Below are 15,064 nucleotides of genomic sequence, written 5' to 3' on the forward strand. Positions count from 1 at the left end.
GATGAATCAGCAAGCCACCGCAGCGGGATCTGCAACGACTAGTGCCCTGGCAGCGCCAACTGCTCCTGCGGTGGTGCTGATTGGTCTGAACGGATTCGGACGCCAGCATTTGGCAAATATCCATCGACTCGCAGCCGAGGAGAAAATCACGTTCCTTGCCGGCATCGATCCGGTCGATCCCGGGAAAGAGATTCGCGGCAAGGACACGCACGTGTTCGCCGACTTTGATGCTTTCCTCAGCTCCGGATTAACCCCGGACATCATCATTATTTCAACGCCGATCAGTACGCATGCCGACCTGGCGATGAGGGCCTTGCGTACAGGTGCAGATCTCTACCTCGAAAAACCGCCGACAGCGACCCTGGATCAGTATTCACGCCTGCTGCAAGCCGCGGCCGATGCTGGCGCCCACGTGCAGGTAGGGTTCCAGGCCCTTGGCTCGACAGCCTTGAAAACCATAGATGGGTTCTTCGCCGATAACGCGAAGAACTCTCCCATCGGGGCCCTTCGTGCGGTGGGTGCCAGTGGAAATTGGCTCCGCACCACGGGCTACTATGAACGTTCGCCTTGGGCAGGACATCGGAAACTCGACGGCGTCGAGATTGCCGACGGTGTAGTGACCAATCCCCTGGCCCACGCGGTCGCCAGCGCCTTGCACATCGCCGGAGCGCGCAAAGCCCAGGATGTCGCCCATCTGGCCACCGAGCTGTATCACGCCCACAGCATCGAAGCAGACGATACCTCCGTGGTGCGCGTGCAAACGAGCACCGGAATCCCCGTCATTGCCGCGCTGACCGTTTGCGCCAGTGAACAGCAGGATCCATGGATCACCATCTATGGCACCGAAGGCACCGCAACCTTGTACTACACCCGTGATGAGCTGCTGGTTCGACCCAACCCGGACTTGGGGCTTCCAGAATCTTCTGAAGTTTTCGGACGAGTCAACCTTCTCGAGAACCTCGTCGAGGTGCGCAACGGCAGCGAAACCGAACTCTTGAGCTCTTTGGCGTCGGCCGGTGCTTTCATGCGCGTTCTCGAGCAGATACGGACCTCGGATACTCCAACTCAGATCGCAGAAGTGCAGGTTATCCCTGCCGGGGATGGAGCAGATTTCCACCCAGTGATACCGAACATCGAACGATTCATCGACCGAGCGGTGGCGGCGCAGTCCAGTTTCTCTTCACTCGGAGCGCCTTGGGCCTTGCCAGCGAAAACCAGTGGCTCGTTGTCGCTGATCCATCCCGCAACGGGGAAGCAGCGCACCCTTGCGGAGTTGCGGACGGGAGAAGATATTTCCCGCACCAATTCACCGCGTCCCTTCTTGGATAACCTGAAGACCTTCAACGGAGTTGTGGTCAGTGAGCAGCAACCGCTTGACCACACCTGGCATCTAGGTGTCGGGGTTGCATTGCAAGATGTGAACGGGACCAATTTCTGGGGAGGGCGCACCTACACCCGCGACGCCTCACGCTACATATGGCGTGCGGACCATGGACATATCCGCACAGCGTCCAATGCGTTCGCCCGCAATGGCAGCGCTTTGGATTCGCAGCTTGAATGGGTCAGCCACGAACAGGAAATCCTGCTGGATGAGCACCGTTCGATTGAGCTCAATGCATTTGAGGACCACGAAAGCGCCATCACCGGCTGGAGCCTGGATTTCAGTTTCAGGCTCTCGGCGCGCGAACGCCAGGTGTCGCTTGGCTCTCCGGGTACCAACGGCCGTCACAACGGCGGCTACGGAGGTTTCTTCTGGCGTCTGCCTCCAATCGCTGATCCACAGATTTTTACCCCATCGGCTTCCGGGGAATCGCAAGTCCACGGTGTGCACAGTCCATGGCTCGCCTTCAGTGCTACATTCTCTTCGGACTCGGTGGGTTTGGCTGATCTTGCTGAAGGCCACGGGGATGCCACCATTATTTTCTGCAGTGAGCAAGATGACCCATGGTTTGTTCGCAGTTCTGGATATCCGGGTGTCGGCAGTTCGCTGGCCTGGTCTACACCGGTTGTGCTGGACCCTCAGGAAGCGATAACCCGCCAAGTTCGAGTACTCGTGGTTGATGGGAGGGTCCCGGTGCAGACCGTGGCCCTGCTAGCCCGAAAATACGGTTCAGGTTCCAAGGAAGGCTGATTGTGCCCACCACCGCCACTCATGAATACGCAAAGAAGCATGCCCAACTGGTCGAGCTCATCAGAAGCCGCGATGGGCAGTATCTGCTTCTCTCAACCCCCGCTTCGCTTGCCTGGCTCTTGGGCGGTGCCCGCACGCACGTATCTCTTGCGGCACCACCCATTGCCAGGGTTCTGGTTCATGCCCAGGGGTGCGAGCTTGCCACGTCCGTGAGCGAAGCTGCACGGATCCAGCGAGAAGAGCTCGGCAACGTGGAACAAGTTTCGGTGCATGTCACCGCCTGGTACCAGGATCTCGACAATGTCCGAGAATGGTTTCCAGCGGCGAGCGGACAAAAGATCCTCAGCGAGCGGGAAATCGAGTCCGATTTGCGAGCCCTTCGCTCAGCACTCAATGAAACTGAGATTAATAGGTATCGCGCTCTTTGCCGCGACACGGCTGCGCTCATGACCCAAGTGCTGTCGGCCGCCCGTAGCGATGATTCCGAGTTCGACGTGGCAGCCAAGCTGACAGCTGGAGCCGTCGTCCAAGGAGGCGAAGTGCTCGTTGCCTTGGTCAGCGGCGATTCACGTGCCGCAGCCCGGCACCCCCTGCCCACCGCGGCCCCGCTCGGAGGCAAAGCCATGGCAGTGCTGTGCGTAAGACGTCATGGGCTCATTGCCAACATCACCAGGTGGGTGCGATTCGGTGCGCCGACGCCTCAGGAACTCTCTGGAGAAGACGACATCCTGGCTGTCGAGGCAGATATCCTTGCGGCAATTCGCCCTGGCGGCGTTCTCGGTGAATTATTGCCCGTCATCCAGGAATCCTACCCGGAGCATGGTTTCGATGCCGGGGAATGGTCGTTGCATCATCAAGGCGGCATTGCCGGCTACAACGGACGAGATCCCCGGCTCACCCCAGGAGCAACTGATCTCTTCCAGTTGAACCAGGCTTTTGCGTTCAATCCCAGTGCAGCACGCGATGGTCTGGCGTTCAAAGTTGAGGACACCATGCTGCTGACCGAGTCCGGGGATTTTGAGGTTCTCACCTTCGATCCGCTCTGGCCCTCAAACCTGGTTAACGGTTTGCCACGGCCGGCAGTACTTCAACGCTAAGCGCACCCCTAAACAATTATTGGCTGGGAAATCCTTTTGAGGTTTCCCAGCCAATAATTTTATGTACCGATGCCTTTTATACGGTGGCCTTCAATTCCGAGCGCCAGCTGCGTTTCGGTTCCCAGCCAAGGACATCTCGCGCTTTCTGGATACTGAAGGCAGGGCTATCCGTGGTGAGTCCCGCTGCGACGTCCTCGAGCTCCGGATAAATCTCTGGGATCAGCTCTGCGAGCGGACGCGTTGCCATGGCATCCTTTGCACCAACGAAGAACACCGAGCCATTCTCTACGCGGTCAAACCGTTCAAGCAGTACCAGCAGGAAATCTGCCACGTCCCGCGCATCAACGTAATTGAATAGCGCAGGCGCTGACAAGCGAGGATCTTGTAGGCGCTCAGCAACAGTGTGTCCCTGCTGCGTTGGAGCGCCGGCCCACTCTTCCTCTGCGATCACATAGCAGGGCCTGAAGGAAGCGAACTTCACCGAACTTGCCGGTCCCATTTTCGCTGCGAACATGGCGGCAATCTGCTCGGCTACGAATTTGGAAAGCCCATAAGCATGCCATGGCTTGGGAACTTCGTTTTCATCAAGAGGCAGCTTCTCCGGCACCCATCCGCCCGGAGAACCATAGCCCATTATTGATGGGCTGGAGGCCAGCACGACCCTGGTAGCACCGGCCTCCACTGCCGCCGAGGTGACGTTATGGGCAATGGTCGCGTTCGTGTGCAGAAGCACCTCTTCCGGGGCCATGAAAGGAACAGCCATTGCCGCGAGGGACACCACCGCTTGCGGAGCAAGCTGCTCGAATAGCGCATGCGTAGCCTTCGCATCCATCAGATCGATGCAGTGATATTCCACGCCATCGAGAGGTTCTTCCGGAATCTGCCTGTCAAGAGAGATCACTTCATGCCCTGCGTGAGAAAACCCCGCGAGCACGGCACGGCCTAAACGCCCTGCTCCCCCGGTGATGACGACTTTTTCACCCATGGCTCCGTTTACACCTTGACCTTCGGTTGAAACGAAATGTCCACGCCCAGGCCAGCACTCCCGACGTCCACGAGCTGCCTGGTTTCCAGCGATTGATTTCCGCAAATCCCGACAGCAATGGCGCGCACACCGTCGATGAATCCGGCTTGCCGCGCATATCCATCCTCGTTGGCTCCGCGGAAGAGCTCTTCGAGCAGGAGCTTGTCGCCGCCACCATGCGATCCATTCGAGTTTTCGATCTGAATCTCCACTGCTTCTTCCCAATGCCGCTGCAAAAGCAATCTCTCGCCTTTCGACCTGGCATTGCCGCTCTGGCCATCATTGCTATATGAAGGATCCACCGGATGCCCGCCGGCCGCGGGCAGTACTGCTGCCCGTTCGACAACGTCCAGTTCCAGGCGTCCTTCCGTCCCGTTCACCGCAACCCGGTATCCTTCCCATGGGCTGTGCGCGTTCAGGGAATATGAAAGCACCGGTCCGTTTTGATACTCAGCAGTCAGGCTCAAATTGTCTTCGATGGTGATCTCGCCATTGAAGACTCCCTGGTCTCGGCGGTACCCATCAAAGTGTTCGTTCTCTAGATAGAGCTTTTCCAACCGCTCATCGCTGCGAAGATCCAAATCAAACGGATCCTTATCGCTTAGCCCGTGGGTACCGCGTTCGTTGGCTTGGCGGCCCCTGAACTCTGCGTTGTCGGGCCCGTAGAACTTCAGCCCTCCTGTTGCAAAGACCTTCTGCGGTGAATCGTCGAGCCACCAATTGACCAGATCGAAATGATGGCTGGACTTATGGATTAGCAAGCCGCCAGAGTTTTCCTTGAGTCGATGCCATCGGCGAAAGTAGTCTGCTCCGTGAACGGTATCCAGCATCCAGTTGAAGTCCACGGATGTGACTTGGCCGATTTTCCCATCGTCGATGGCCTTCTTCAGGGCTGTATTCCGAGGAGAATAACGGTAGTTAAACGTGACCACGATTTCATGGCCGCTTTCTTCCACCGCCCGAGCTATACGAGCGGTGCTCGGCGCATCAATTGTTAGTGGTTTCTCAACTATCACATCGGCGCCGGCATACAGAGCGGTGCAGATCAGCTCAGCATGCGTGTAGTCCGGGCTCGTGATGATTACCCGGTCAATGTGGCGTTCTCGAATGACTTTGGCCAAGTCTTGCGGGTCAAAGGACCCAACCTTCTCGCCGAAGGTCTGTTCAACTACGTCTTGGTAGTACTCGATTCGCCCCTGGTTGGTATCTGCCAATGCGACAAGTTCAGCGACGTCGCTATGTTCACCGAAGATAGCAGTCAGGTACATTTCGCATCGGTTCCCTGTGCCGATCAGTACGTAGCTGGTGCGTGATGAGCTTCCCATGCGGTTTCTCCTACGATAAGTTTCTGGCGCTTGTGTCTGGTATCGGTCGAGGCCACTGGCCTAGCGCTGTTGTCCTAGGCCAGTGGCATATTCCTGCTATTTGATACCAGTAGTTGCGATGCCCTTGACCAGGTATTTCTGCCCGAAGAGGAAGGCAAGGAATACAGGGACCAACGTGACGATCGACATTGCGAACAGTGCGCCCCAGTTGGATTCTCCGGTGGAGTCTATGAATGCGTTGAGCGCAACTTGCACGGTGTAATTACTCGGGTTGGTGAGGTAGATCAGTGAGGTAAAGAAGTCGCTCCAGGTCCAGATGAACGTGAAGATTGCCGTAGTTGCCAAGGCTGGAACCATAAGCGGCAGGATGATCTGCAGGAAGATCCGTGGATGGCCGGCGCCATCGATTCGGGCTGCTTCATCCATATCCTTAGGGATTCCTCGGATGAATTGGATCATCAGGAAGATGAAGAACCCGTCCGTGGCAAGCAGTTTCGGAACGATGATTGGCCAGAAGGTATTGACCCAGCCGATCTGAGAAAACATGATGTACTGCGGAACGATAATCACGTGGATCGGCAGCATGATGGTCATCAGCATCAGCGCGAACATAATCTTCTTGAACTTGAAGTCAAGCCTGGCAAATGCGTATGCCGCCATGGAGCAGGACACCAAGTTGCCAAGGATGCATCCCAAAACCAAAATCGCAGAGTTCATCAAGTACTTGCTGAAAGGTTCAGACAGCGCGTTCCAACCGCTGGGGTAGTTATTCCAGTCCACCTGGGAAATAACCAAACCGGCCTCGCGGAAGATCAGGTCGTTCGGGCGGAAGGAGCTAGCTACCATCCACAGCAATGGATAGATCATGACTCCGGCACCCAGGATCAGCAGCGCATGCTTTAGCAATGAGCGCATTGAAACCTTGAACTTCGGGCTCTTACCCTTTACGGTCTTGCCTCGTTCATCAGTACCGCCAACCGGCGGCTTTTTTCCGAGAAGTTCTTCCTCATCAAGCACGAGTTCTTGCGGTGACCCACCGCGTACTTGCGAATCTGGAAGTGAAGTTTGATTAGTCATCGTAAAACACCCAATACTTAGAAACGAAGAAGTTCACAGCGGTAAATGCACCAACTATGAGCACCAGGAGCCATGCCATGGCTGAGGCATAACCCATATCGAACTGTTTGAATCCTTGCTGGTACAGGTAGAGCGTGAAGAACATGGTGGAATCGGCAGGACCGCCCGATCCATTGGACACGATGAAAGCTTGAGTGAAGTTCTGGAAGGCCCCAATGATCTGCAGGACCAGGTTGAAGAAAATAATGGGGCTAATCATCGGCAACGTGATACTCAGGAACTGCCGCCATTTGCTCGCCCCATCAATGGAGGCTGCTTCGTAATACATCATGGGAACTTGACGCAGACCTGCAAGGAAGATCACCATCGGTGAGCCGAAGGTCCACACGTTGAGCAAGATCAGGCTTCCAAGTGACGTGTTTGGATCGGAGATCCATCCAATGCCTTGGATACCGACCAATTCCAAGAGCTGATTCACCAGGCCGGTGGTACCGAAAATCTGCTTCCACAGCACTGCGATTGCAACTGAGGAACCCAGCATGGAAGGCAGGTAGAAAATTGAGCGGTAAAAAGAGAGCCCGCGCATTCCCCGGTCAAGCAAGATTGCTACGGCGAGGGCCACTGCCAGCTGCAACGGAACACCGATCAAAACGTAGGTGAACGTGACCCGCAATGAATTATGCAGCCGCTGGTCGTCGAGCATCCGTTCAATGTTCTCAAACCCTGAAAAGGACGGAGCCTGCAAAAGGTTGTAGTCCGTAAACGCAAGATACAGCGACATGGCCATGGGCCCCAGGGTGATAAGGAATAACCCGATCGTCCACGGAATGAGGAAGATATGCGCTGCCTTGTTGTCCTTGGGAGGGACTTTGCGGCCATTGTTCTTGCTGAGGTTCTGCAGTTCGGCAATGGCGCTCATTGACCACTACCTCCTTTCGACGAAACGCGAAGGCAGCCCTTACGAATCGGGACCGACATGAGTGACTCCTTGCTAGAAGCGCTTGGTGAAGATGATTCGAAATCGACTTCAGGAATGCGCTTTCCAATCTCTATTCCTCAACGCTAAACTAAACACCAACGTGAGGTCAACCACACTGGCGAGATAGGTTTGAGGAATCGCCTCGGAGCCACCGCTGGACGCCATCACACGGTGCGAACAGTCGCTGGATGCGTCCATATGAAAATAGGAGATCAGTAAAATGTCGCAGGCCAAAGACGGTTTAAGTGACACTATCGTGTCAATAGAGCTCTATTGGATATCACTGCCTTTTGATGCCGCGCGGCGAAGCCAGGAAGATTCCAATGCGGAATCAATCGATGCTTTCAATGCATCATCACGCACGTTGACCCAGATGGAATCATTAATGGTGAAGGTGCAAACCGCGGATGGGTTCACCGGCTGGGGCGAAGCCTTCGGCCACAAATCCAATCCCGCGACATGGGCTGCCCTTGAACAGATCGTGGCCCCCTTTTTCTTGGGGCGTTCATCGGCCCTCGACGGGAGCATTGCCTCGGCCGAATATGCATTCCACGCCTTCGGGCGCACCGGACCCATTCACTTCGCACTATCCGCAGTGGACATCGCTCTTTGGGATATAGCGGCACGTCGTGCAGGACAGACGCTGCGGGAATTCATCAATATCGATGCCCGCCATGAAATCAATGCCTACGCGTCTTTGGTCCACTATGCCGAGGATCCGCAGGAGGTTGCTTTTCATCTTTCCAGGGCTTTGGAACACGGATTCAAGGCATTCAAAATCCATGAGTCCTCGATTCCAGCCATCAAGGCCGCACGGCAGGCCGTGGGCTCCCACCCGCTGATGGTCGATGTCAATTGCAAGTGGCATCATCCAGCCGAAGCCGGGTCGTCGATTGCTGCCATGGCGGACCTGGAGCTGCTGTGGATCGAAGAACCGATCTTCCCGCCAGATGATTCGCAATCACTAGCCGCCCTCAATGCTCGTTTCGGCAACGTCTCCGGTGGAGAAAACCATTCAGGGGTCCAGGGGCTGACCTCGGATATGGAACTCGGCGCCCTGCAGTTTGCCCAGCCTAGCGTCGGAAAGATTGGCGGACTCAGCGCCATGCTCAAAATTCGCGAGGCGGGTCAACGGCTTAATGTCCATGTGGTGCCACACTGCTTCTACTACGGTCCGGCCCTCCTGGCCACCGCGCAGCTGATCGCCGCAGACCAGGAAGTCCAGCTTGCCAACGGGTCACTCCGTCCGGAATTGGAAATCCCCTTCCTCGGTTGGGAAACCCAGCTCCACCCTTGGCATGCGCCGCATCAGGGGAAGCTCACTAACGAGGGTACGATCCGTCTGCCAACGGAAGCCGGGCTCGGTTTCACTCCGGATCCAGTCGTTCTTGAAAACCATGCCCTCAAGCATCTGGTCTTGACCACTGCGCCTTGCGAAGGGTAAATGATCCGGCAAGGCAATAGCCGCTTCAAGCATTGCGGACAGCCCGCGATTGCCTGGAGCCCCGCCGTCCAGACGGGAACCTGCCGTGGTTTCAAGCACCCGAGAGGCAGCTCCGGGCGCATTCGACCACAGAGAAGAAAGGGGCAGCAGGCCACCGAAGAAAACACTCGAAAAATCACTTGTGTAATAAGTTTCTTACTTATAGGATAAGTAATTAAATGAGCTTACCCCCACAGTGATCCCAACAGGAGATTCCCGCCATGACCTATACCCCCGACGCCATCCGCCACGTCAAGCTTTCAACGGCCCGGTTGCCGCTGGCCACACCGATCTCCGATGCGAAAGTTTTCACCGGTCGTCAGAAGCCAATGACCGAGGTGGTCTTCCTCTTCGCGGAGATCACCACGGAACAGGGCCATGAGGGTTTCGGGTTCTCCTACTCCAAGCGGGCTGGCGGTCCTGCACAGTACGCCCATGCCAAGGAAGTCGCACAAGCGATGATTGGCGAAGATCCAAGTGACATCGCCAAGTTGTACACCAAGCTCCTCTGGGCCGGCGCTTCGGTGGGCCGCTCTGGTGTGGCGACCCAGGCGTTGGCCGCACTTGATATCGCGCTCTACGACATGAAAGCCAAGCGCGCGGGGCTTCCGCTAGCCAAGTTCCTCGGCTCCCACCGCGATTCGGTGCGCACCTACAATACTTCCGGCGGCTTCTTGAACGCCAGCATCGAGGAGGTCAAGGATCGGGCTACCCAGTCCATCGAGGAAGGGATCGGCGGCATCAAGATCAAGGTCGGCCTGCCGGACAGCGCCGAAGACCTGCGCCGCGTTGCCGCAGTGCGCGAGCATATTGGCCCGGATTTCCCGCTCATGGTCGACGCCAACCAGCAATGGGACCGCGCTACCGCATTGCGCATGGGGCGCAGGCTCGAGGAGTTCAACCTCGTCTGGATCGAAGAACCGCTGGATGCCTACGATGCTGAAGGCCATGCGGCCCTGACCGCTGCCCTGGATACGCCAATAGCCACAGGAGAGATGCTTGCTTCGGTATCCGAGCACGAACGCCTGATTGCCGCACGCGCCTGCGACATCATCCAGCCTGACGCTCCCCGGGTCGGTGGCATCACCCAGTTCCAGAGACTGGCAACTTTCGCTGACCAGGCTGGGCTGGATCTGGCACCGCACTTCGCAATGGAAATCCACTTGCATCTGGCAGCAGCGTACCCACGCGAGCCTTGGGTGGAGCACTTCGACTGGCTCGACCCGCTGTTCAATGAGCACTTGGAAACCAAGGACGGCCGGATGATCGTTCCGAACAGGCCAGGGCTCGGCTTCACCCTGAGCGACCAGGCCCGCGCGTGGACCACCGAAACCGCGCAATTCGGCACCGCCTGAGTCCCCATGACTGGACCTTCGCGCCGGAACCGCCTGCCAGGCGGTTCCGGCGCTTATCCTTTAAGCATGCACAACGCCAAACCCAATCTGGCATCGGCCTTGGTCGGGCACCTGCGCGCGCAGATCAGCGGCGGGGCCATTCCTCCGGGACAGAAGCTGCCCAGCGAGAACGAGCTGATCGCCGAGCACGGGGTATCGCGCACCGTGGTCCGCGAGGCCATCACCCGGCTGCAGGCCGAAGGGCTGGTCTACACGCGGCGCGGCGCGGGCAGCTTCGCTTTGACTCCTCCACCGCCCGCCGAGCCTGCCGCTCAAGCACTGGTTCCGCGGACCGTCGAGGAACGCCGCCAGTTGATCGAGTACCGGGTGGGTTTCGAGACCGAGGCCGCCGCCGTCGCGGCCCGCTCCCGCACCGCGCAGGATTTGTCCGCAATGGACCAGGCCCTGCGGGGCTTCGAGGCCGCAGCGGGCAATGCGGCGGTGAGCATGAGCTGCGATTTCGAGTTCCACCTGGCCGTGGCCAGGGCTACCGGCAATCCCTACTTCGGCCAGGCTGTGGAGAATTTCGGTCCCTCCATGATCGCGATGCCGCGCGGCCGGCTGGATTCGGCCGACACGATCACCGCCGACCGGCTGGGTTCGGTGGCCGCAGAGCACCGCACCGTGCGTGATGCCATTGCCTCCGGCGACCCGCACATGGCGGCCGCGGCCATGCGCATGCATCTGGGCAACTCCATGCTGCGGCTGCAATCCGAAGCGGGGCTCGGCCCCGCGCTTTAGGGCCGGGACGCGGAAAAGACCTCCGGCTGGCCGTGGCAGCTGCCATCAGCTCCATTTCGCCGAGAGGTCTTTCCTTCAAAGTTCCGTACCGGGCCTAGGTGATCACCAGGTCCAGTGCGAAGACCCCGAGCAACCCGAGTACCGCCAACGTCGTGGTGTAGGTGGTGCGCACCGCGAGCGCCTGCCCGACATTGAGGTTGAAATACTCCTTGAACATCCAGAAGCCCGGGTCGTTCACGTGGCTGAAGGCGATCGAGCCGCAGGCGGTGGCCAGCACCATCAGCTCAGGCGACGCTCCGGTGGCCGCGACCAGCGGTGCGGCGATGCCGGCGGCGGTCGATACCGCCACCGTAGCTGATCCCAGCGCGATGCGCAGGATCACCGCAATGATCCAGGCCAGGAACAGCGGGCTGAGATTCCACCCCGCAGTGGTGTCCGCAATGTAGTCGGCAATGCCGGCGGAAACCAGCACCTGCTTGAAGGCGCCGCCGGCGCCGATGACCAGCAGGATCATGGCCATGGCCCGCGCGGCCTCGCTCATCGACTTGGCGACCTGCGCCATGGAACGGTTGTTCAGCGGGCCGAAGGCGGCAATCGCCACCAGCAGGGCGATCAGCAACGCAATTTCCGCCGAGCCCAGCAGCGCGAGCACATCGTCGGCCTCCTCGCTCAGCGTCACGGTCATGCGCAGGATTTCCGAACCGGCAATCAGCACGATGGGCAGCAGCGCCACCAGGAAGGACAAGGCGCCCGAGGGCAGCTCGTCGTCGGCGAAGTCCTTTTCCGCGAGCAGCCCCGAGGGCATCTGCGGGTTCATCTGCCGCACGAAGGACAGCCGCGGCCAGGCCATCGCAATGGCCACACCGGCCGGAATGGCGATGAGCAGGCCGTAGGCCAGCGTCAATCCGACCGATGCGTTGTACAGCCCGGCCACTGCGGTCGGACCCGGGTGCGGGGGCAGGAAGGAATGCATGGTGGACAGCGAGATGGACATGGGCAGGCCCACCCACAGCAGGTTGACCTTGGTGGCGCGCACCAGGGTGAAGGCGACCGGCACCAGGATCACGAACGCGACCTCGTAGAACATGGTCACGCCGATCAGCATCGCGGAAATGATCATGGCCCACTGCACGCCACGCTCGCCGAAGACCGAGAGGATCTTGCGGGCAATGCGCTGCGCCGCCCCGGCGTCGCCCATGACGCGGCCAATCATGGCGCCTAGGCCGATGACGACGGCGGTGCTTCCCAGCTGCCCGCCCAGGCCCTCGGTGATGATCTCCGGGATGTCAGCGACGCCCGCGGGCTCGCCGTCCACGCTCAGCGATCCGGTGGCGACGGCCCAGAAGGCCACGAGGGTGGCGACGAGGATCAGGGCGATGAATCCGTTGAGCTTGAACCTCATCATGAGGATCAGCAGCACGACTACCGCCAGCGCTACGACAAGCAGGGGCATAAAGGGGCTCCGATCTGGGGAATACTTTGGAAAGGGTGGAATCTCGGCATCGCGGGTGGCGGCGGGGGCTTGGGTTTACGTGAGCTGCCGCATATCGCCATGTGCCTGTAGTCACGTTAGTAAGCCGGGATCGCTCCCGTCCAAGACTCGATCCGCATGTTTTGATACCCAGCCGGCATCGCGTTGCGTGCCCGGGTGGCGGCCATCCCCGCGATCCCGCGACATTCCGGCACTCCGCGCCCGGTAGCGCATTCGGCTCGGCGTTTCGGCACTCCCCGGGAACCGTGCATTGAGTGACGAGCCTCACAGTAGTTGACGCGCTGCAACCATTGAGGAGCCACCGGACCGTGGACGCGCAAAGGCCGCGGAAGGCTTCCGTTGAAGCCTTCCGCGGCCCTTGGCAGCGGTGCGGTAGCGGGTCAGCCGGCCTTGACGGCCAGCACCGGATGCTGCGCCTGCAGCAGGATTCGCTGGGCGTGCGAGCCCATGATGAACTTGCCCACCTGGCTGCGCTGGCGCAGCCCGATGACGATCAAGGACACCTCGTGCTTCTCGGCCAGCCCGAGGAACTCCTCGGTCAGGTCATCACGGTAGCTGGACTCCACGATGCGAGCCTCGACTCCCGCCGCGGCGGCAGCTAGCAGTACGCGTTCCAGGTCCTCGGGCGAAGCGGTGTGCTTGTCCACCAGCGACCCCTCGCGCGAGGAGTTCACGATCAGCAACGGTTCGGCGCGCAGCTTCGCCTCGATGATGGCCGCGTCGACGGCGGCCTGCCCTACTGGGGTGGGGACGTATCCCACGATGATGCTCATGCGTTTTCCTTTTCCTTTACGGCCTGCACGGCCACCAAGCGGTTCTTGCGCTGATCGATGGCGGACTTGATCATCGGCCACACGGCCACGAACACGAACACCACCAGCAGCGTTGCGGAGATGGGTCGGGACAGGAAGCCCGAGGGGTCGCCTTCCAGCACCAGCAGGGATCGGCGCAGGTTGGATTCCAGCAGGCTGCCCAGCACGAACGCCAGCACCAGCGGGCCGGGCTCGAAACCGAATTTCTTCATCAGGTAGCCCACGGCGCCGAACATGACCACCAGCATCACGTCGAACATGGAGTTGCGGATGGTGTACGCGCCCAGCAGGGTAATCAACGCGGTGATCGGCGCCAGGATCGCGGCGCGGATGCGCAGGATCCGCACGAATACCCCGATCAGCGGGATCGACATGATCAGCAGCAGGATGTTGCCGATATACATCGAGTTCACCACGCCCCAGAACAATTCCGGGTCATTGGAGATCAGCTGCGGGCCGGGGGTGACCCCCTGGATCAGCAACGCCCCGAAGATGATCGCCATCGTCGCATTCGCAGGAATGCCCAGAGTCAGCAATGGGATGAACGAGCTGGTCGCCGCCGCATTGTTCGCGGTTTCCGGTCCGGCGACACCCTCGATCGCCCCCTTGCCGAAGCGCGTAGGGTCCTTGGCGGTCTTCTTCTCCAGCGCGTAGGAGGCCAGCGAGGAGATCGTCGCGCCGCCGCCGGGCAAGATGCCCAGGAAGAAGCCGAGCACCGACCCGCGGCCGATCGCCCCGGAGGCCTGCTTCAGGTCCTGGCGCCGCGGCCACACGTTGGCCACCTTCAGCGGGGCGGACACGGCCCGGTGCCGCTCCTCCAGGTTGTAGAGGATCTCGCCCACGCCGAACAGGCCCATGGCGATCGGCACGAAGTCGATCCCGTCGGCCAGCGACAGGTTGCCGAAGGTGAAGCGCTCGGCCCCGGTGAAGCCATCGCGACCCACCGTGGCCAGGAACAGGCCCAACGCCGCGGCGATGATCGCCTTGATCTTGGAGCCTCCGGAGATGGTGGCCACCAGCAAGATGCCCAGCAGCGCCAGCGCCGTGTACTCCGGCGGGCCGAAGTCCAGCGCGAAACTGGCCACCAGCGGAGCCAGGAAGGTCAGACCCACAATGGCGATCGTGCCGCCAATAAACGAGCCGATGGCGGCAATGCCCAGTGCGGTGCCGGCCCGGCCCTGCTTGGCCATGACATAGCCGTCGAAGACCGTCACCACCGAGCTGGCCTCGCCGGGAAGGCGCAGCAGCACCGAGGTGATCGTGCCGCCGTACTGGGCACCGTAGAAGATGCCGGCCAGCATGATGATGGCGGTCACCGGCTCGACACCGTAGGTCAACGGCAGCAGGATCGCGATCGTGGCCGCCGGGCCCAGGCCCGGCAGCACGCCGATCAGCATGCCAATGACAACGCCGAGCAGGCAATACAAGAGGTTTGTGGGGTCCAGGACGGTGCCGAAGCCGTCCAGGACTGGTCCGAAGAAGTCCATGGGAGTCAACCTTTAATTGCGA

At 59.7% G+C, this 15,064-nt stretch carries 12 protein-coding genes; 5 read left to right on the forward strand and 7 right to left on the reverse strand.

Annotation, left to right across the window (positions count from 1 at the left end; genetic code table 11):
* Position 1: 1 nt before the first annotated feature.
* On the forward strand, positions 2-2,131 hold the full coding sequence (locus tag EDF61_RS10330) for a DUF6807 family protein (RefSeq protein WP_105656295.1): 2,130 nt from the start codon (positions 2-4) through the stop codon (positions 2,129-2,131).
* A 2-nt stretch (positions 2,132-2,133) separates the two neighbouring features.
* Entirely contained in the window at positions 2,134-3,228 is a 1,095-nt protein-coding gene (locus EDF61_RS10335) for a M24 family metallopeptidase (protein WP_105656294.1), read from the forward strand.
* A gap of 76 nt (positions 3,229-3,304) precedes the next feature.
* Here EDF61_RS10335 and EDF61_RS10340 read toward each other — a convergent pair whose 3' ends face one another.
* The 4 genes from EDF61_RS10340 to EDF61_RS10355 all read right to left on the reverse strand — a co-directional run bounded on the left by EDF61_RS10340 (position 3,305) and on the right by EDF61_RS10355 (position 7,573).
* Positions 3,305-4,213: an NAD-dependent epimerase/dehydratase family protein gene (locus tag EDF61_RS10340; protein ID WP_105656293.1), complete on the reverse strand. Its 909-nt coding sequence runs from the start codon at positions 4,211-4,213 to the stop codon at positions 3,305-3,307.
* Between the two features lie 8 nt (positions 4,214-4,221).
* Positions 4,222-5,577, reverse strand: coding sequence for a Gfo/Idh/MocA family protein (locus tag EDF61_RS10345; protein ID WP_105656292.1), 1,356 nt, complete (start codon positions 5,575-5,577; stop codon positions 4,222-4,224).
* 96 nt (positions 5,578-5,673) lie between these two features.
* Positions 5,674-6,654 (reverse strand): carbohydrate ABC transporter permease, encoded by a 981-nt coding sequence (locus tag EDF61_RS10350; protein WP_286134060.1) that lies wholly within the window; start codon positions 6,652-6,654, stop codon positions 5,674-5,676.
* On the reverse strand, positions 6,647-7,573 hold the full coding sequence (locus EDF61_RS10355; protein WP_105656291.1) for a carbohydrate ABC transporter permease: 927 nt from the start codon (positions 7,571-7,573) through the stop codon (positions 6,647-6,649). Before EDF61_RS10355 ends, EDF61_RS10350 begins: the two co-directional genes overlap by 8 nt.
* 280 nt (positions 7,574-7,853) lie before the next feature.
* Between EDF61_RS10355 and EDF61_RS10360 the strand changes: the two genes are divergently transcribed.
* The 3 genes from EDF61_RS10360 (at position 7,854) to EDF61_RS10370 (ending at position 11,251) form a co-directional block, all read left to right on the forward strand.
* On the forward strand, positions 7,854-9,077 hold the full coding sequence (locus EDF61_RS10360) for a mandelate racemase/muconate lactonizing enzyme family protein (RefSeq protein ID WP_105656290.1): 1,224 nt from the start codon (positions 7,854-7,856) through the stop codon (positions 9,075-9,077).
* Positions 9,078-9,337: 260 nt separating this feature from the next.
* Positions 9,338-10,471: an L-talarate/galactarate dehydratase gene (locus EDF61_RS10365; RefSeq protein ID WP_105656289.1), complete on the forward strand. Its 1,134-nt coding sequence runs from the start codon at positions 9,338-9,340 to the stop codon at positions 10,469-10,471.
* Between the two features lie 66 nt (positions 10,472-10,537).
* Positions 10,538-11,251 carry a FadR/GntR family transcriptional regulator gene (locus EDF61_RS10370; RefSeq protein WP_133834028.1) on the forward strand — a complete coding sequence of 238 codons (714 nt, stop codon included), beginning with the start codon at positions 10,538-10,540 and terminating at the stop codon, positions 11,249-11,251.
* A gap of 94 nt (positions 11,252-11,345) precedes the next feature.
* On the opposite strand, the gene EDF61_RS10375 is transcribed toward EDF61_RS10370, so the two are convergent.
* From EDF61_RS10375 to EDF61_RS10385, 3 genes are all read right to left on the reverse strand, one after another.
* A complete protein-coding gene (locus EDF61_RS10375; RefSeq protein WP_105656287.1) occupies positions 11,346-12,704 on the reverse strand; it encodes a GntT/GntP/DsdX family permease in 1,359 nt (452 codons plus the stop codon).
* A 419-nt stretch (positions 12,705-13,123) separates the two neighbouring features.
* The gene (locus tag EDF61_RS10380) at positions 13,124-13,516 is read right to left on the reverse strand and encodes a universal stress protein (protein ID WP_105656286.1); all 393 of its coding nucleotides are present in this window, start codon (positions 13,514-13,516) and stop codon (positions 13,124-13,126) included.
* Positions 13,513-15,042 carry a tripartite tricarboxylate transporter permease gene (locus EDF61_RS10385; protein ID WP_105656285.1) on the reverse strand — a complete coding sequence of 510 codons (1,530 nt, stop codon included), beginning with the start codon at positions 15,040-15,042 and terminating at the stop codon, positions 13,513-13,515. The genes EDF61_RS10380 and EDF61_RS10385 overlap by 4 nt, the downstream gene beginning before the upstream one ends.
* Positions 15,043-15,064: the final 22 nt, after the last annotated feature.

The organism is Arthrobacter sp. JUb115, from assembly GCF_004365035.1.
GTDB lineage: Bacteria > Actinomycetota > Actinomycetes > Actinomycetales > Micrococcaceae > Glutamicibacter.